The organism is Yersinia entomophaga, assembly GCF_001656035.1.
Lineage (GTDB): Bacteria > Pseudomonadota > Gammaproteobacteria > Enterobacterales > Enterobacteriaceae > Yersinia > Yersinia entomophaga.
Window position 1 is genome coordinate 1,068,470 of sequence record NZ_CP010029.1, and the last position, 18,283, is coordinate 1,086,752.

Sequence of the window (18,283 nt, forward strand, 5' to 3'; positions counted from 1 at the left end):
GTATGCTCTGGCTTATTTATTAAACATTCGATCGCTAAAGATGATTGAAAGTTTCGTGGCTAACAATTGGTTTTCGATTTAAACGGTTAGGGTAAATATAATGAAAGTAACCATTTTTGGTATTGGCTACGTCGGATTGGTTCAAGCCGCAGTATTTGCTGAGGTTGGGCATGATGTACTTTGTATTGATGTCGATGCACGTAAGGTAGAAGGCTTGCAAAAAGGGCATCTGCCAATTTTTGAGCCTGGGCTGTCTACTTTGGTAAAAGAAAACGTTGAGGCTGGTCGTCTGCATTTCTCTACGGATGCGAAAGCTGGTGTACATCACAGTGCCATCCAATTTATTGCTGTTGGTACTCCGCCAGATGAGAATGGTGCCGCAGATTTGCAATATGTGATTCAGGTTTCAGAAACTATCGCTAAATATATGATGGAACCTAAAGTTATCATTGATAAATCCACGGTTCCGGTGGGTACTGCCGATAAAGTTCGGAGTGCCATGGCTGCAGTTCTACGTCAGAGAGATATAGAGATCGACTTTGATGTGATATCCAATCCTGAATTTCTGAAAGAAGGGGCGGCGGTATCCGACTGTAAGCGCCCTGAGCGTATCGTAATAGGTACTGACAATAATGACGTGATTCCACTTATAAGTGAGCTGTATGAGCCATTTAATCGTAATCACGACCGTATGCTGGTAATGGATGTGCGCAGTGCTGAACTGACGAAGTATGCGGCTAACTGTATGCTGGCGACAAAAATCAGTTTTATGAATGAAATTGCAAATCTGGCCGAACTATTAGGCGCAGATGTAGAAAAAGTCCGGCAGGGTATAGGGTCAGATTCGCGTATTGGCTATCACTTTATATATTCAGGCTGCGGCTACGGTGGATCCTGTTTCCCAAAAGACGTTCAAGCATTAATTAGTACAGCTGAGAATATTGGTTATCAACCAAAACTGTTACAAGCCGTAGAGCAAGTCAACATTCAGCAAAAATCCAAACTGACTCAGTTTATTAAAAAACACTATGGCGATAACCTGGCTGGAAAAACTTTTGCGCTATGGGGACTGGCATTTAAACCTAATACCGATGATATGCGTGAAGCGCCAAGTCGTGTTTTGCTGGAGTCGCTGTGGGAGGCTGGTGCTATTATTCAGGCTTATGATCCTGAAGCTATGGACGAAACTCAGCGGATTTATGGTTCGCGTGACGATTTGAGATTAATGGGAACTAAAGAAGCTGCGCTTCAGGGGGCAGATGCGTTGGTTATTTGTACCGAGTGGCAAAACTTTCGAGCTCCAGATTTTGACGTTATCAAATCCAGATTGAAAGAAGCGGTTATTTTTGATGGGCGTAATTTGTACGACCCGGAGCGCTTAAATAGCCGGGGCTTTATTTATTATGCCATCGGCCGCGGAGCATCGGTTAATCACGCTAACTCGCGCTAAGTAAGAACATTCTGAGCAGCGGTATGTTTTACAACGGCATACTGCTGCATTTTCTGATTTTTCTATCCACGTTAAAACCGTAAATTTTCTTCTGAATAAATCTGACGTTGGTAAAACTATGACGACACTTTACCTGAAATTTAAAACTAACTATTAATATTGTTATAGATTAGCAGAGTATTCTTATGGATTTGCTATGAAAATGATAACGGAGAGTAATTTATAGAGAAGTGTAATGATTGGTAAGAAATTGGGAATTTTTTCTGGGTTAAGGATCGTTTTTAAAACCCAATAAAAAATACCCTCAACATAAGAAGAGGGTATTTCTCAGATAATAGTAAATGTTTAAATACTATTACAGTAGGAAATCGTCCAGCGATTTACCTTGTTCATCGAGAGCTTTCTTAATCACAGCTGGAGTACGGCCTTGGCCGGTCCAAGTTTTCAGTTCGCCATTTTCATCAGTATATTGGTATTTAGCTGGGCGAGCTGCACGTTTAGCTTTGCCTGCTGCTTTAGCTGTACTTAAAGTGGCCATCAGCTCGTTCGGGTCAATACCGTCTGCAATAAGCATTTCACGATATTGCGACAGTTTACGCTCACGTTCTTCAATCTCAGCTTTAGACTGACGTTCTTCTTCAACACGCTCTTCAACAACTACCTTCAGCTTCTCAAGCATTTCTATCAATGTATCAACGTTACATTCGCGCGCTTGAGCACGTAGAGTACGGATGTTGTTTAGAATTTTTAACGCTTCGCTCATTGTCCTGGTCTCAATTATAATGTTGGGGGGCGTCTGGATAATAATAGAGTGCTATTTTAATTTCTGCAATAGCCAATTTGATTAGCTTACTGGAATTTACTCTTTTTAAAAGCTGAAAGTTGTCTATCGTTAGTAATAAGTGATGAGTTCGGGCAATTAGTTTGCACAGTTCTAAGACAAATTCTCGATATGTGAGTAAAAGTTGCAATTTTAGAACATGATTTTCTCACTAAGCTATAAGTATGCTTTATATCAATAAAGCAAAAAATAGAGCGTTGTTGATTGTGCTTGCTCGTTTACAACCATCGAAAAAAATGTGGATATAGATGACAAAATCGACTTTGCCAAGGATACCTTTAACCGGATAAAGTCGCAACGACACTAATAAATATGTCTGTTAGGTATTTAATGTTAATTTCTATCGCTGCCATGATGCATGGGATTAATGAGTAAAATGGGCTATTGTTGAATTCGATGTTTTTTTTGGTTTTTACTCCTTTTAGTACAGCCCCATGTTTGGGGAAAATCTTTAAGCGCGATGAAACTGTGAACTCAGTCAAAAAATAGCATCGAATGGATTCTTAAATCAGTCCAGGTAAAAGAAGCCGGAATGCTTTCATCGCATTACTCAATTTATTAAACTTATTAACCTCCTGCATCCCCTGTCAGCTTGCGCATAAAGTTTGTGTTACACTATGGCATATCGTTAATTTGCGCTTTTAATATACCAGTGGAGTTACGGGCCCATGGCTCAGCTTTATTTTTATTATTCTGCAATGAATGCAGGGAAGTCCACCGCATTACTTCAATCCTCCTATAACTATCAAGAGCGTGGTATGCGCACACTGGTTTTCACGGCAGAGATTGATAACCGTTTCGGCGTTGGCAAAGTCAGTTCACGTATCGGCCTAACCTCTCAGGCTCAGCTTTATAATAATGAAACCCAATTGGCGGCCATTATAGAAGCAGAGCACCATGATAAGCCGGTGCATTGCGTGCTGCTGGATGAGTGCCAGTTCCTGACCAAAGAGCAGGTTAGGCAGCTTTGCCACGTTGTCGATGAATATCATATTCCAGTCCTTTGCTATGGCCTGCGCACCGATTTCCTCGGGGAGTTATTTACCGGCAGTAAATATTTGCTGGCCTGGGCTGATAAATTGGTGGAATTAAAAACCATTTGTCACTGTGGCCGTAAAGCCAATATGGTGCTGCGATTAGATGCGCAGGGCAGAGCGGTGCATGATGGTGAGCAAGTAGTGATTGGTGGTAACGAAAGCTATGTTTCCGTTTGTCGCCGGCATTATAAAGAAGCAATCAGTGCGGCCTGCACGCCGTTAGCTGGGCAGGGCGATATTTAATCCTCGAGAATCCCCCTCAGAAGCCCCATGGACGTTTTTTTTGTCGCCGTAGGGTGACTTACCTTTTTGTCTTTCCTCGTATTAGCATTCTGTTGACGTCGTTTGAACCTAAACTCAATGGCACAGACAGATACGTTCGTTAATCTATGTACCTTAGCCGATGAATAATAGGAATAGCGGCAGATAATTATGATCGGGTCGATATTCACTATGAGTCTCGATGACGGGGAAATAATGGGTAGGGTTTGACAATGTTGCTGCACAAGAAAACCCCCCAATCAGATTTACCGATTGAGGGGTAGACAGTTTGCTGATTACCCACCGTTAGATGAGCAGTGCAGTCAAATGATTACTTCTTGGTCTTTTTTTCTGCTTTAACCACTTCTTTTGCAGCTGCTTCTTCACGTTCGAATTCTTCGACGTATTCGCGGCCATAATAAGTGTCCATCAGAATCTGTTTCAGCTCAGAGATCAGCGGGTAACGTGGGTTAGCACCGGTACACTGGTCATCGAAAGCATCTTCAGACAGTTTGTCGACCTTCGCCAAGAAGTCAGCTTCCTGAACGCCCGCTTCGCGAATAGAAGTCGGGATACCCAGTTCGGCTTTGATTTCATCCAACCAAGCCAACAGTTTCTCGATTTTCTGTGCGGTACGGTCGCCAGCGGCAGCCAGACCCAAGTGGTCAGCGATTTCAGCGTAACGACGACGTGCCTGTGGGCGGTCGTATTGGCTGAAGGCCGTTTGCTTAGTCGGGTTGTCGTTCGCGTTATAACGGATAACGTTAGAGATCAACATGGCGTTAGCCAGACCGTGCGGGATGTGGAACTCAGAACCCAGTTTGTGAGCCATTGAGTGACAGACACCCAGGAAGGCGTTCGCAAACGCGATACCGGCGATAGTCGCTGCGTTGTGTACACGCTCACGTGCAACCGGGTTTTTCGCCCCTTCTTTGTAGCTGGCTGGCAGGAATTCTTTCAACAGTTTCAACGCTTGCAGCGCCTGACCGTCGGAGTATTCGTTAGCCAGTACAGAGACATAGGCTTCCAAGGCATGAGTTACCGCATCCAATCCGCCGAAGGCGCACAGGGATTTAGGCATATTCATAACCAGGTTGGCATCAACGATAGCCATATCTGGAGTCAATGCGTAGTCAGCCAATGGATATTTCTGGCCGGTAGCATCGTCGGTAACGACCGCAAACGGTGTTACTTCTGAACCGGTACCGGAAGTGGTGGTGACGGCGATCATTTTCGCTTTCACGCCCATTTTCGGGAACTTGTAGATACGTTTACGGATATCCATAAAGCGCAGCGCCAGTTCTTCGAAGTGAGTTTCCGGATGTTCGTACATTACCCACATGATTTTGGCCGCATCCATCGGTGAACCGCCACCCAGCGCGATAATCACGTCTGGTTTGAAGGAGTTCATCTGCTCAGCACCTTTACGCACGATGCTCAACGTTGGGTCAGCTTCAACTTCGAAGAAGACTTCGGTTTCGATACCGTGAGATTTCAGCACGCTGGTGATTTGGTCAGCGTAGCCGTTGTTGAACAGGTAGCGGTCAGTCACGATGAAGGCACGTTTTGCACCGTCAGTTGCCACTTCTTCCAGCGCGATTGGCAGTGAGCCACGGCGGAAGTAAATAGATTTCGGTAGTTTATGCCACAACATGTTTTCTGCTCGCTTAGCCACAGTTTTCTTGTTGATCAAGTGTTTCGGACCGACGTTTTCAGAGATGGAGTTACCACCCCATGAACCACAACCCAGCGTCAGAGACGGTGCCAGTTTGAAGTTGTACAGGTCACCGATACCACCTTGTGAGGCAGGGGTGTTAATTAGAATACGGGCAGTCTTCATTTTATCGCCGAAGTATTTCACGCGAGCAGTCTGGTTATCCTGGTCGGTGTACAGGCAAGAGGTGTGACCAATCCCGCCCATTTCAACCAGTTTTTCCGCTTTATCGACTGCGTCTTCGAAGCTCTTCGCACGATACATCGCCAGAGTCGGGGACAGTTTTTCATGAGCAAACGGCTCGGATTCGTCCACAACTTTCACTTCACCAATCAGAATCTTGGTATTGCCCGGAACCTTAATACCGGCCATTTCAGCAATTTTAGTTGCTGGCTGACCTACGATAGCCGCGTTCAGGCCACCGTTTTTCAGGATGATGTCCTGAACGGCTTTCAGTTCTTTACCTTGCAGCAGGTAGCCGCCGTGGGAGGCGAAACGTTCACGTACCGCGTCGTATACGGAATCAACGACGATAATAGATTGTTCAGATGCGCAAATGACGCCGTTATCAAAGGTTTTAGACATCAGAATAGAGGCTACAACGCGTTTGATATCTGCGGTTTCATCAACCACAACAGGCGTGTTACCTGCGCCTACGCCGATAGCAGGTTTACCAGAGCTGTAAGCCGCTTTAACCATGCCTGGGCCACCGGTTGCCAGAATCAGGTTGATATCTGGGTGGTGCATTAGTTGGTTAGATAATTCAACGGTAGGGGCATCAATCCAACCAATAATGTCGGCTGGCGCACCTGCAGCGATAGCGGCTTGCAGCACGATATCAGCAGCTTTATTGGTTGCGTCTTTAGCACGAGGATGCGGAGAGAAAATGATACCGTTACGGGTTTTCAGGCTGATTAATGCCTTGAAAATAGCCGTTGAAGTTGGGTTGGTTGTCGGCACGATACCGCAGATTAAACCGATAGGTTCCGCAATAGTGATGGTGCCGAAAGTTTTGTCCTCACCCAAGATGCCGCAGGTTTTTTCATCTTTGTAAGCGTTATAGATATACTCAGATGCGAAGTGGTTTTTAATAACCTTATCTTCGACAATACCCATGCCAGATTCCGCTACGGCCAATTTAGCCAAAGGGATACGGGCATCAGCAGCGGCTAGGGCGGCAGCGCGGAAGATTTTATCAACTTGCTCTTGAGTAAAGTTGGCATACTCGCGCTGGGCTTTCTTGACGCGTGCTACTAGCTCGTTAAGTTCAGCGACATTCGTTACAGCCATAATGCTCTCCTGATAATGTTAAACTCTTTTAGTAAATAAGCAGTTGAAGCAACTAGTATAGTCAGGCTATCTCGTGCTGCATTGTCGAATAGGAAGACTTTTCGCATTCTACTCAACCATTACTACCGCTGATTTACTGAAAGAGCTTTCTTTATTTTTGTCGGGGTGCGGATTTGAAGCTAACCACAACTGACCTTTCCAAGCTCTCTACCTCTTTTCCTATGACAGAGCTTAACTATTCTTAGGTATGGATTTCGTGATTTAAATCACAAAAACGTCAAGCTGACACCTTTCAGCAGCGTTGAATTGAGAATTAAAAGCATTAAAACCATAAAGGCGATATTTTATGACGTTAAAACAGCAGAAAAGACACACTTTGTTAACAGTTGCTCGCCTATTTTTTGAGTAAACTTATTGCGTATTAAAATGCTGATCTAATCCATAGATTCCCCAATGTAATTCCATTACATTAGCGCGCATATAGATGAAGGCTGTGCGTTATGCCAGTCCGGCAGCCAAAATAACTGCCTGAATGGCTCCAAGCGGCGGGTTTCTTCTGTAGTAGCTTGTAGTCGCGCCGTCACCTGAGCAAAAACTGGTCAGGGAGGCGCTAATCGACGGACATTAACCGCTAATGGTGGTTATTGCGCCGAGGTACTTTATATTAGCGATAGTGCGGAGTGGGTGTGAGTCAATCACTGTTGGACCTGTCAGGCTACATCAAGTTTTTTGTTGGCTTGTTTGCGCTGGTTAACCCGGTAGGAATATTGCCGGTATTTATTAGTATGACGAGTTACCAGGCAGAAGCGGGGCGCAATAAGACAAACCTGACGGCGAATCTTTCCGTCGCCATCATTTTATGGATAGCGCTATTCCTTGGGGATGCCATCCTGAAAGTATTTGGTATTTCTATCGATTCTTTCCGCATCGCCGGCGGTATTCTGGTAGTTAGCATTGCAATGTCGATGATTAGCGGCAAGCTGGGCGAGGATAAGCAAAACAAGCAGGAAAAAACCGAAACGGCAGTGCGGGATAGTATTGGCGTAGTACCCTTGGCTTTACCATTAATGGCAGGCCCAGGGGCGATCAGTTCGACTATTGTCTGGAGCTCCCGCTATCACAGTTGGCTAAATTTGCTCGGTTTAACTCTTGCTATCGCCTTATTTGCCTTCTGTTGCTGGCTGCTATTTCGCGCGGCGCCGCTATTGGTACGCTTGCTAGGGCAGACCGGTATTAACGTTATCACCCGAATCATGGGTTTGCTGCTGATGGCATTAGGTATCGAGTTTATTGTTACCGGTTTAAAGGCCAGCTTCCCCGGCTTACTTTAATTTAATTAATTTAATCTCGCGATGATACCGGCTGGCCGACCTATATCCTCGGCTGGCCGGTTTCCTTCCTCTCGCTTTCATTTTTTGTTTTATTTCCCACTTATCCGGTTCTTCAATATCCCTGTATTTTCCTAAACCCCATCCCGCTGCATTAATTTGGTGCGAACAGTGCATTAATTTTAACCAGATGCACTTTAATGTGGCGTAAATAAAGCTCTCCTGCCTTTAAACTGACTTAAAGCCTATTTATCTGTGTTTACGCACTGGCATCAGCGCCGTTTGATTAAAATAAATCCGTCATTTGTTGTTAATTTGCTCACATGATTCTGTAATGCTTGTGTGGAATTTATCTAGATGTTATTAGTGATTAAGACAACATATCCAGATGTTTATTCTGGGAATGGTATAAATGTTAATTTTATGTTTCTTTCTGCGGGTTGTGCGAAATTTCATTAGTTCAATTTTTTCCTTCCCTCTGAATTAATACAGTTAAATCAGATTGTTGTGTAACTTGTTGGGTGGAGTTAATACTATGAAAGATTACTCACTCAATGTAAGAAAAGAGAATTGCTTAACATTTCTGTAAAAATTATTGGCGTAGATTTTCTGCTTCTGTTAGCTTTCGAACCACTTCCGAATGAGATTTTTCTGTGTTCTCTGCAAAAAATGAGCATGGATATTGCAAGGAAATGAGCAGTGCAGCGCGGTATTGGCTCCAGACTGACCCTAACCATTAAAAAAAACATCATAAATTTGGAAAAAGGACTATTGGACATGCAGATAAATTTGAAGCGTAAGCCATTAACAGTACTTAGCACTATTCTGAGTTTATCTTTTCCTTGTATGGTCGGTGCCGCAACTGTTCCTGCCGGCGTTGAATTAGCCGCAACTCAATCCATCACCATTAATAACGGCGCAGAAGTTGCGTCGCTCGATCCTCATAAAGTTGAAGGCGTTGCGGAAAGCAATGTGATTTTAAATTTGCTGGAAGGTTTGGTGAGTAATGACGCCGATGGCCATATTATCCCCGCCGTTGCGACTCATTGGGAAAATAAAGATTTTAAGGTTTGGACTTTCCATCTACGGGATGGCGCGGTTTGGAATGATGGGTCGCCCGTGATCGCAGAAGATTTTGTGTACAGCTGGCAGCGTTTGGCTGATCCTAAAATAGGTTCGCCTTACGCCAGTTATTTGCAGTACGCTCAAATTGAAAACGTTGACGATATTTTAAAAGGCACGAAAACGCCGGGCACTTTAGGCGTTAAGGCATTGGATGCTAAAACGCTACAGGTCACATTAAGTAAACCCGTACCGTATTTTGTCAGTATGTTATCGCATACTTCAATGAAGCCAGTGAATCGGGCTGCGGTGGAAAAGTTTGGCGATAAATGGACTTTGCCGGGAAACTATGTCGGCAATGGTGCATACAATCTGAAAGATTGGGTGGTTAACGAACGCATTGTTATTGAACGTAATCCTACCTATTGGAATAATAAAGCGACAGTGATTGATCAGGCGACGTTCTTGCCAATAGCCTCTGAAGTGAGTGATATCAACCGTTATCGTAGCGGTGAAATAGATATTACCAGTGGTGCTATCCCGCCAACTTTATTCGCCAAAATGAAGCAAGATCTGCCAAAAGAAGTTCACGTAAGCCCTTATCTCTGTACTTTCTATTATGAAATTAATAATGGCAAAGCGCCGTTTACCGATGCGCGCGTGAGAACCGCCATTAAATTGACGCTGGATCGGGATGTGATCGCCAATAAGATTATGGGACAAGGGCAGATCCCAGCTTACGGATTTACGCCAACGTTTATGGAAGGGGCGAATTTCACATTGCCGGAGTGGGCGGGTTGGTCGCAAGAAAAACGTAATCAAGTGGCAAAACAGCTATTGGCCGAGGCTGGATATAACGATAAAAATCCGTTGAAGTTCAATTTGCTCTACAACACATCGGATCAGAATAAACAGCAGGCAATTGCTGCCGCATCTATGTGGCAAAAGAATCTGGGTGCCAAAGTTACTTTGCAGAATCAGGAATGGAAAACTTCGCTAGAAAGCCGCCATCAAGGTCAATTTGACGTGGCTCGAGCCACGTGGTGCGCGGATTATAATGAGCCTAGCGCCTTCCTGAATATGCTGTTATCCGACGGTAGCAATAATACCTTCTTCTATAAAAGCCCTGAATTTGACGCTATTTTGGCTAAAACGCTGACCGCGTCGGATGAAAAAGCCCGCGCCACGCTATACCAACAGGCAGAAAATTTACTGGATAAAGATTCGGTGATGGTTCCGGTGTATTACCGGGTCAGCGCCCGACTTATTCGGCCAACGGTAGGCGGTTTTAGCGGAAAAGATCCGCAGGACGCTACCGATATAAAGAATTTGTATATCCGTAAACTCTAGCAGAGTCAGTAATATCGTAGTAAAAACAATGATGGCAGTGAAATAGGGATGTATGACGCAGCGTCAGTGCGGTGTTAATACATGTGGGGTCTTACTTCCTGTGGATTCGTTCCTCCATAGGGGTAAATAAAAAATGCCTTTTAAAAGGTGAGGCGTATTCAGTCACTGGATAACGCAATAATAAAAAACTGGAGTTAAGATAAGTATGACCAACATCACAAAGAAAAGTCTCCTGGCCGCAGGTATCATCGCCGCTTTGGGTATAGCGTCGGTCAGCAGCAGTTTCGCCGCTGACGTTCCCGCCGGCGTTCAATTGGCAGAAAAGCAGGTTTTAGTCCGTAATAACGGTTCTGAACCTCAGTCTTTGGATCCGCATAAAATTGAAGGCGTGCCTGAGTCAAACCTGTCCCGTGACCTGCTGGAAGGCGTAGTGATCAACTCGCCAAACGGTGATATTGTTCCGGGTGTGGCAGAAAGTTGGGATAACAAAGACTTTAAGGTCTGGACTTTCCATCTGCGTAAAGATGCTAAATGGTCAAACGGTGACCCTGTCACTGCGCAAGACTTCGTTTATAGCTGGCAACGACTGGCCGACCCGAAAACGGCTTCCCCTTACGAAAGCTATGTGCAATATGCGCATATCGCGAATATCGATGACATTATTACCGGTAAAAAACCCGCTGACACACTGGGCGTAAAAGCGCTGGATGATCATACGCTGGAAGTCACTTTAAGCGAGCCGGTGCCTTACCTGGCCAAATTGCTGGCGCACCCGTCTATGTCTCCGGTGAATAAAGCCGTAGTCGAGAAGTTTGGCGACAAATGGACTCAACCAAAGAACTTCGTTGGCAACGGTGCTTATAAACTGAAAGACTGGGTGGTTAACGAACGCATCGTTCTGGAACGTAGCCCAACCTATTGGGATAACGAAAAAACCGTTATCAATCAAGTTACTTATCTGCCAATTTCTTCAGAAGTGACTGATGTTAACCGTTATCGCACCGGTGAAATCGACATGACCTATAACAACATGCCGATCGAGTTATTCCAGAAACTGAAGAAAGAGATCCCCGATCAGGTACATGTAGATCCTTATCTTTGTACTTATTACTACGAAATCAATAATGCGAAAGCGCCATTTACCGATGTTCGCGTGCGTGAAGCATTGAAATTAGGTATGGATCGCGACGTTATCGTTAATAAGGTGAAGAATCAGGGCGATCTGCCAGCCTTTGGTTTCACTCCGCCTTATACCAGCGGTGCCAATCTGAAGCAGCCTGAGTGGGCGAGCTGGACACAAGAAAAACGTAATGAAGAAGCGAAAAAATTGTTGGCCGAAGCCGGTTATACCAAAGATAAACCGCTGACATTCAACCTGTTGTATAACACTTCTGATCTGCATAAAAAATTGGCTATCGCCGCTGCGTCTATCTGGAAGAAAAATCTGGGTGTGGACGTGAAACTGGAGAATCAGGAATGGAAAACCTTCCTGGATACGCGCCATCAGGGCAATTTCGACGTGGCGCGTGCCGGCTGGTGTGCCGATTACAACGAGCCTTCTTCCTTCCTGAATATGATGCTGTCTAACAGCAGCAACAATACCGTTCATTATAAGAGCCCGGCCTTTGACAAGCTGATTTCTGATACGCTGAAAGTGAAAACTGACGAAGAGCGAGCGGCGTTGTATCAGCAGGCAGAAACTCAGTTGGATAAAGATTCTGCCATCGTGCCGGTGTATTACTACGTGAACGCCCGTTTGGTGAAACCTTACGTTGGTGGCTACACCGGTAAAGACCCGCTGGACAACTTGCACGTTAAAGATCTTTATATTATCAAGCATTAATCATTTTGAGGGCGGTTTCCTATGGGAAACTGCCCTTATTGTTTCGATAATATAAAGCCGTAGTAAAAGGCTAAAGACACAGGTACGGGCAATGTTAAAGTTTATTTTACGCCGCTGTTTGGAAGCAATTCCGACGTTATTTATACTGATTACTATTTCATTCTTTATGATGCGTCTTGCGCCGGGAAGTCCATTTACCGGTGAGCGTAATCTTCCGCCAGAAGTCATGGCCAATATTGAGGCAAAATATCACCTCAACGATCCTATCTATAAGCAGTATTTCAACTACCTTGGCCAATTGGCGCAAGGTGATTTGGGGCCTTCATTCAAATATAAAGATTATACCGTTAACGATTTGGTGGCCGCGTCTTTCCCGGTTTCCGCCAAGCTCGGTCTTGCGGCCTTTATTTTGGCCGTGGTGTTGGGGGTGAGTGCCGGCGTTATTGCGGCGTTGAATCAGAATACCAAATGGGATTATACGGTGATGGGCTTTGCCATGACCGGGGTAGTTATCCCCAGTTTCGTGGTGGCACCGCTGTTGGTGCTGATTTTTGCCATCATGCTTAAATGGTTACCGGGTGGCGGTTGGAACGGGGGCGCACTGAAATTTATGATTCTGCCGATGGTGGCGCTTTCTCTGGCTTATATAGCCAGTATCGCGCGTATTACCCGCGGTTCGATGATTGAAGTTCTGCATTCCAACTTTATTCGCACCGCGCGAGCCAAAGGTTTGCCGCTACGTACTATTGTATTCCGCCACGCATTAAAACCGGCGCTGTTGCCCGTTCTGTCTTATATGGGGCCAGCGTTCGTGGGTATTATTACCGGCTCTATGGTTATTGAAACCATCTTCGGGTTGCCGGGGATTGGTCAGCTGTTCGTAAACGGTGCGTTAAACCGCGATTATTCTCTGGTGTTGAGTTTGACGATACTGGTGGGCGCGTTAACCATTTTATTTAATGCGATCGTTGATGTGCTCTATGCCGTTATCGATCCAAAAATCCGTTACTAACACTGGAGCTGGCCTATTATGTTGAGCAAAAGAAATAGCGAAACGCTGGAAGCTTTCAGTGAAAAACTGGAAGTAGAAGGGCGTAGCCTTTGGCAGGATGCCCGTCGCCGTTTTGTACATAACCGCGCGGCGATCACCAGTTTGGTGGTCTTGATGTTAATTACTTTATTTGTGATTCTGGCTCCAATGCTGTCGCCATTTGCCTATGATGATACCGATTGGGCCATGATGTCGGCCGCGCCGAGCTTTGAATCCGGCCACTATTTTGGCACCGATTCCTCTGGCCGTGACTTACTGGTTCGTGTTGCCATCGGTGGACGAATCTCGCTGATGGTCGGTGTCGCAGCGGCTCTGGTCGCCGTGGTGGTCGGAACTTTGTACGGTTCACTCTCCGGTTATCTGGGCGGAAAAATCGACTCCCTGATGATGCGGTTGCTGGAAATTCTGAACTCCTTCCCGTTTATGTTCTTCGTGATTCTATTAGTGACCTTCTTCGGACAGAACATTTTGCTGATCTTTGTGGCGATCGGCATGGTTTCCTGGCTGGATATGGCGCGTATCGTGCGCGGGCAGACGCTAAGCCTGAAGCGCAAAGAATTCATTGAAGCGGCGCTGGTGGGCGGCGTATCAACCCGCAATATTGTGGTGCGACATATCGTCCCTAACGTATTGGGCGTGGTGGTGGTTTACGCTTCTTTATTGGTACCGAGTATGATTCTGTTCGAATCCTTCCTGAGCTTCCTCGGATTGGGGACTCAGGAACCGTTAAGTAGCTGGGGCGCATTATTGAGTGATGGAGCCAACTCGATGGAAGTCTCCCCTTGGTTGCTGATGTTTCCGGCGGGATTCCTGGTGATTACGCTATTTTGTTTCAATTTTATCGGCGATGGCTTGCGTGATGCCCTCGACCCGAAAGATCGCTGAGGAATATTGCCATGTCGATTACGAATAATCAGTCTGCCAATCCACAGTCCGTTTTATTGGATGTGAAAGACCTCAGTGTGACTTTCTCCACGCCGGATGGCGATGTGACGGCGGTGAACGATCTGAACTTCGACCTACGTGCTGGCGAAACCTTGGGTATCGTTGGTGAGTCTGGTTCAGGTAAATCTCAGACCGCATTTGCTCTGATGGGCCTACTGGCCAGCAACGGGCGTATTGGCGGTTCGGCCAAATTCAATGGTCGGGAAATTCTGAATCTGCCGGAAAAACAGCTAAACCGGATGCGGGCAGAGGAAATCTCGATGATTTTCCAGGACCCGATGACATCGCTGAATCCTTATATGCGCGTCGGCGAACAGCTGATGGAAGTGCTGCAACTGCATAAAAAGATGAGCAAAAGCGAAGCCTTTGAAGAATCCATTCGGATGCTGGATGCAGTAAAAATGCCGGAAGCCCGTAAACGGATGCGGATGTATCCCCATGAGTTTTCTGGCGGGATGCGTCAGCGAGTCATGATTGCTATGGCGTTGCTGTGCCGTCCTAAGTTATTGATTGCTGATGAGCCGACTACTGCTCTGGACGTTACCGTACAGGCGCAGATTATGACGCTGCTGAATGAGCTGAAAAACGAATTCAATACCGCGATTATCATGATTACCCATGATTTGGGCGTAGTGGCCGGTATCTGTAATAAAGTATTGGTGATGTATGCTGGCCGAACCATGGAATACGGCAAAGCCCGCGACGTGTTTTATCATCCAAGTCACCCATATTCCATTGGTTTACTGAATGCGGTTCCGCGTCTGGACGCTGAAGGCGAATCGCTGATGACCATCCCCGGCAATCCGCCGAACCTGCTGCGTTTACCGAAAGGCTGCCCGTTCCAGCCTCGCTGTCAGTACGCCATGGACCGTTGCTCAACCGCACCGGAATTGGAGCATTTTGGTGAAGGGCGCTTACGCGCTTGCTTTAAGCCAGTGGGGGAATTGGTATGAATACAGTGACAGATAAGCGCGTTTTGCTCGAGGTCGCCGATCTGAAAGTGCACTTCGACATTCAGGATGGCAAACAGTGGTTCTGGCAACCGTCGAAAACCCTGAAAGCGGTGGACGGCGTGACGCTGCGTTTATACGAAGGGGAAACCCTTGGTGTAGTGGGCGAATCCGGTTGCGGTAAATCGACCTTCGCTCGCGCCATTATCGGTTTGGTTAAAGCGACCGGTGGCAGCGTTGCCTGGTTAGGGAAAGATTTGCTGAATATGAGCGACGCCGAGTGGCGTACTACGCGCAGCGATATTCAGATGATTTTCCAAGACCCGCTAGCGTCATTGAATCCGCGAATGACTATCGGCGAAATTATTGCCGAACCTTTACGCACCTATTACCCTAAAATGCCACGTCAGGAAGTGCGGGATAAAGTGAAGGCCATGATGTTGAAAGTGGGCCTGTTACCTAACCTAATCAACCGTTATCCGCATGAGTTCTCTGGCGGTCAGTGTCAACGCATCGGTATTGCCAGGGCGCTGATTCTGGAGCCGAAACTGGTTATTTGTGACGAACCGGTATCGGCTCTGGACGTATCGATTCAGGCGCAGGTGGTTAACCTGTTGCAGCAGTTACAGCGTGAGATGGGGCTGTCGTTGATCTTTATTGCTCACGATTTGGCGGTGGTAAAACACATTTCCGATCGCGTATTGGTGATGTATCTCGGCCACGCGGTTGAACTGGGTACCTACGATGAGGTGTACCACAATCCGCAGCATCCCTATACTAAAGCGCTAATGTCGGCAGTACCTATTCCCGATCCGGATAAAGAACGGGACAAAGTGATCCAACTATTGGAAGGGGAGCTTCCTTCGCCGATCAACCCGCCTTCCGGCTGTGTGTTCCGTACCCGCTGCCCGATTGCCGGGCCGGAATGTGCTAAAACTCGGCCGTTGCTGGAAGGCAGCTTCCGTCATGCGGTTTCCTGCCTGAAAGTTGATCCACTGTAATCATTCCGGCGGAATATCATTGAGAAAAAAAAGCCCTGTTAGTTCAATTGCTAACAGGGCTTTTCTATAGGTAAGGTAGTTCATTAGCCTGAGACTAAATGAGTGCCTGACTTACTCTTTCCACAGAATATGGCAGAGTTTATGGTCTTTTTCTCGGCACAACAGAACGCGGGCAAAGACGTCATTAACCGGTTCGCCTTCGCTCTCGGCCAGACCGATGACCACTTCCGCGAAAAAATCTGGATTCAGGTCAAAATCGACGTGCTCACTCCAGTCTTCGGCGGGATCGAAAAGCTCAGCCGCACCGCGTTCCTCAAACTGCAAATTGAATAGCAGAATATCTGCCGGATCCAGATTGTCGCCTGCCAGCTCAAGAAAAATATCGTAAGCCTGTTCCAGCGTTTCGTCTTCGCTCAGGCGGTTGTTGAGGTCCATAATCGTCTGGTCCATGTGCAGGTTCCCATTAGTCATCGCAATATTGCCCACATTAAAACATTCTCTTTGCGCCTTTTACACACTTTATAGCGCTTATTGCCAATAACTAAGAATTTCTACAATACGATAATCATTACTAAGCAACATTATTACAGGAATGGACTGAAGAAATAGAACAGACGCTCCATCACCCGATGCCAGAGTGGCCGTTTGGCCCAAACTTCACCGTCCAACAACGTTGAGCGAGCGATATAATCGTCCTGAACCTGAGACAAATCATTACCGAAACCGGCATCATCGATCACCAACGTGATCTCAAAATTAAGCCACAGGCTGCGCATATCCAGATTGACCGTACCGACCAGACTTAGCTGTCCATCGACCAAAACGCTCTTGCTGTGTAGCAAACCGCCTTCAAACTGATGAATTTTAACGCCAGCCTCCAGCAATTCGGCGAAGAATGCGCGGCTGGCCCAGCGGACCATCATGGAATCGTTGTCTTTCGGAACGATAACACTGACGTCTACGCCGCGCTGCGCCGCGGTGCAAATAGCGTGGAGCAAATCGTCGCTTGGCACGAAGTAGGGGGTGGTCATCACCAATTGTTCACGGGCGGCATAAACCGCGGTCAGTAGCGCCTGATGAATCATTTCTTCCGGGAATCCAGGGCCGGAAGCAATAACCTGAATGGTATGGCCGGACTCCTGTTCAAACGGCATGATATTGGCATCGGGCGGCGGGGGTAAAATACGTTTTCCGGTTTCGATTTCCCAATCACAGGCATAAACTATGCCCATAGTTGTTGCTACCGGGCCTTCCATTCGCGCCATCATATCGATCCATTGACCCACACCTGCATCCTGTTTAAAGAAACGCGGATCAACCATATTCATACTGCCGGTATAAGCGACAAAGTTATCAATCAGCACCACCTTACGATGTTGACGTAAATCCATTCGGCGCAAGAATACGCGGAACAAATTCACTTTCAGTGCTTCAACCACTTCAATTCCGGCGTTGCGCATCATAGCGGGATAAGGGCTGCGGAAGAAGGTCACGCTTCCGGCAGAATCCAGCATAACGCGGCAATGCACGCCCCGACGAGCGGCGGCCATTAAGGATTCAGCCACCTGATCCACCAGTCCGCCGGGTTGCCAGATATAGAAAACCATTTCAATATTATGTTGAGCCAGATCGATATCGCGGATCAGCGCTTTCAGCGTGTCATCGGTGGTGGTCAACAACTGAAGTTGGTTGCCTTTAACGCCGCTAATGCCTTGACGACGTTCGCAAAGTTGGAATAGCGGCGCGGCTACCTCGCTGTTTTCGGTGGCAAAGATATGCTGGCATTCTTTTAATTCACTTAGCCAATGAGCGGTGGAAGGCCACATGGCCTTGGCGCGTTCGGCTCGTCGTTTACCGAGATGCAGCTCCCCAAACGATAGGTAGGCGATAATCCCGACCAACGGCAGAATATAGATGATAAGCAACCAGGCCATGGAGGAAGGTACTGCGCGTCGCTTCATCAGGATACGTAGCGTAACCCCGGCAATAAGCAGCCAGTAGCCGAAGAAGGAGAGCCAACTGATTACGGTATAAAATGTTGTCATAAAAGCGAGAAGTCCTGTTCGCAAACGTTCATCACTGAGTGTACGCACAGTAATGAAAAGGGGAAACCATTAACTCGATATATTCAACTATAAATTCTTTCAGTTAAAAGGACTT

Annotated in this window: 13 protein-coding genes; 9 read left to right on the top strand and 4 right to left on the bottom strand. The window is 46.6% G+C overall.

The window, feature by feature from the left end; all coding sequences use genetic code 11:
* Positions 1–100: 100 nt before the first annotated feature.
* Positions 101–1,450, top strand: a complete 1,350-nt coding sequence (locus tag PL78_RS04820; RefSeq protein ID WP_064513591.1) for a UDP-glucose dehydrogenase family protein — start codon at positions 101–103, stop codon at positions 1,448–1,450.
* 355 nt (positions 1,451–1,805) lie between these two features.
* Here PL78_RS04820 and hns read toward each other — a convergent pair whose 3' ends face one another.
* On the bottom strand, positions 1,806–2,213 hold the full coding sequence (gene hns / locus PL78_RS04825) for a histone-like nucleoid-structuring protein H-NS (protein WP_064513593.1): 408 nt from the start codon (positions 2,211–2,213) through the stop codon (positions 1,806–1,808).
* A 746-nt stretch (positions 2,214–2,959) separates the two neighbouring features.
* On the opposite strand from hns, the gene PL78_RS04830 reads away from it, so the two are divergent.
* Positions 2,960–3,571, top strand: a complete 612-nt coding sequence (locus PL78_RS04830; RefSeq protein ID WP_064513595.1) for a thymidine kinase — start codon at positions 2,960–2,962, stop codon at positions 3,569–3,571.
* Between the two features lie 349 nt (positions 3,572–3,920).
* Here PL78_RS04830 and adhE read toward each other — a convergent pair whose 3' ends face one another.
* Positions 3,921–6,593 (bottom strand): bifunctional acetaldehyde-CoA/alcohol dehydrogenase, encoded by a 2,673-nt coding sequence (adhE, locus tag PL78_RS04835; protein WP_064513597.1) that lies wholly within the window; start codon positions 6,591–6,593, stop codon positions 3,921–3,923.
* Positions 6,594–7,279: 686 nt separating this feature from the next.
* Here adhE and PL78_RS04840 point away from each other — a divergent pair.
* The 7 genes from PL78_RS04840 to oppF all read left to right on the top strand — a co-directional run bounded on the left by PL78_RS04840 (position 7,280) and on the right by oppF (position 16,123).
* Entirely contained in the window at positions 7,280–7,924 is a 645-nt protein-coding gene (locus PL78_RS04840) for a YchE family NAAT transporter (RefSeq protein ID WP_064513599.1), read from the top strand.
* A gap of 774 nt (positions 7,925–8,698) precedes the next feature.
* Positions 8,699–10,333 (top strand): ABC transporter substrate-binding protein, encoded by a 1,635-nt coding sequence (locus PL78_RS04845; protein ID WP_064518252.1) that lies wholly within the window; start codon positions 8,699–8,701, stop codon positions 10,331–10,333.
* A gap of 205 nt (positions 10,334–10,538) precedes the next feature.
* Positions 10,539–12,176 (top strand): oligopeptide ABC transporter substrate-binding protein OppA, encoded by a 1,638-nt coding sequence (gene oppA / locus PL78_RS04850; RefSeq protein WP_064513601.1) that lies wholly within the window; start codon positions 10,539–10,541, stop codon positions 12,174–12,176.
* 91 nt (positions 12,177–12,267) lie between these two features.
* Positions 12,268–13,188, top strand: coding sequence for an oligopeptide ABC transporter permease OppB (gene oppB / locus PL78_RS04855; RefSeq protein ID WP_064513603.1), 921 nt, complete (start codon positions 12,268–12,270; stop codon positions 13,186–13,188).
* Positions 13,189–13,203: 15 nt separating this feature from the next.
* Positions 13,204–14,112 (top strand): oligopeptide ABC transporter permease OppC, encoded by a 909-nt coding sequence (gene oppC, locus PL78_RS04860; protein ID WP_049598206.1) that lies wholly within the window; start codon positions 13,204–13,206, stop codon positions 14,110–14,112.
* Between the two features lie 11 nt (positions 14,113–14,123).
* Positions 14,124–15,125, top strand: coding sequence for an ABC transporter ATP-binding protein (gene oppD, locus PL78_RS04865; protein WP_064513605.1), 1,002 nt, complete (start codon positions 14,124–14,126; stop codon positions 15,123–15,125).
* On the top strand, positions 15,122–16,123 hold the full coding sequence (gene oppF, locus PL78_RS04870) for a murein tripeptide/oligopeptide ABC transporter ATP binding protein OppF (RefSeq protein WP_049598210.1): 1,002 nt from the start codon (positions 15,122–15,124) through the stop codon (positions 16,121–16,123). Before oppD ends, oppF begins: the two co-directional genes overlap by 4 nt.
* A 111-nt stretch (positions 16,124–16,234) precedes the next feature.
* Here oppF and PL78_RS04875 read toward each other — a convergent pair whose 3' ends face one another.
* Together PL78_RS04875 and cls are read right to left on the bottom strand one after the other, a co-directional pair.
* Positions 16,235–16,558 (bottom strand): HI1450 family dsDNA-mimic protein, encoded by a 324-nt coding sequence (locus tag PL78_RS04875; protein WP_064518254.1) that lies wholly within the window; start codon positions 16,556–16,558, stop codon positions 16,235–16,237.
* Between the two features lie 149 nt (positions 16,559–16,707).
* On the bottom strand, positions 16,708–18,168 hold the full coding sequence (cls, locus tag PL78_RS04880; protein WP_064513607.1) for a cardiolipin synthase: 1,461 nt from the start codon (positions 18,166–18,168) through the stop codon (positions 16,708–16,710).
* Positions 18,169–18,283 lie beyond the last annotated feature (115 nt).

Bases quoted from the DNA above. Each gene is read 5' to 3' on its own strand.
- oppB (WP_064513603.1), top strand. From the start codon at position 12,268: ATGTTAAAGTTTATTTTACGCCGCTGTTTGGAAGCAATTCCGACGTTA.
- oppF (WP_049598210.1), top strand. From the start codon at position 15,122: ATGAATACAGTGACAGATAAGCGCGTTTTGCTCGAGGTCGCCGATCTG.
- adhE (WP_064513597.1), bottom strand. From the start codon at position 6,593: ATGGCTGTAACGAATGTCGCTGAACTTAACGAGCTAGTAGCACGCGTC.
- PL78_RS04820 (WP_064513591.1), top strand. From the start codon at position 101: ATGAAAGTAACCATTTTTGGTATTGGCTACGTCGGATTGGTTCAAGCC.
- hns (WP_064513593.1), bottom strand. From the start codon at position 2,213: ATGAGCGAAGCGTTAAAAATTCTAAACAACATCCGTACTCTACGTGCT.
- oppD (WP_064513605.1), top strand. From the start codon at position 14,124: ATGTCGATTACGAATAATCAGTCTGCCAATCCACAGTCCGTTTTATTG.
- PL78_RS04845 (WP_064518252.1), top strand. From the start codon at position 8,699: ATGCAGATAAATTTGAAGCGTAAGCCATTAACAGTACTTAGCACTATT.
- PL78_RS04875 (WP_064518254.1), bottom strand. From the start codon at position 16,558: ATGGACCTCAACAACCGCCTGAGCGAAGACGAAACGCTGGAACAGGCT.
- oppA (WP_064513601.1), top strand. From the start codon at position 10,539: ATGACCAACATCACAAAGAAAAGTCTCCTGGCCGCAGGTATCATCGCC.
- PL78_RS04830 (WP_064513595.1), top strand. From the start codon at position 2,960: ATGGCTCAGCTTTATTTTTATTATTCTGCAATGAATGCAGGGAAGTCC.
- cls (WP_064513607.1), bottom strand. From the start codon at position 18,168: ATGACAACATTTTATACCGTAATCAGTTGGCTCTCCTTCTTCGGCTAC.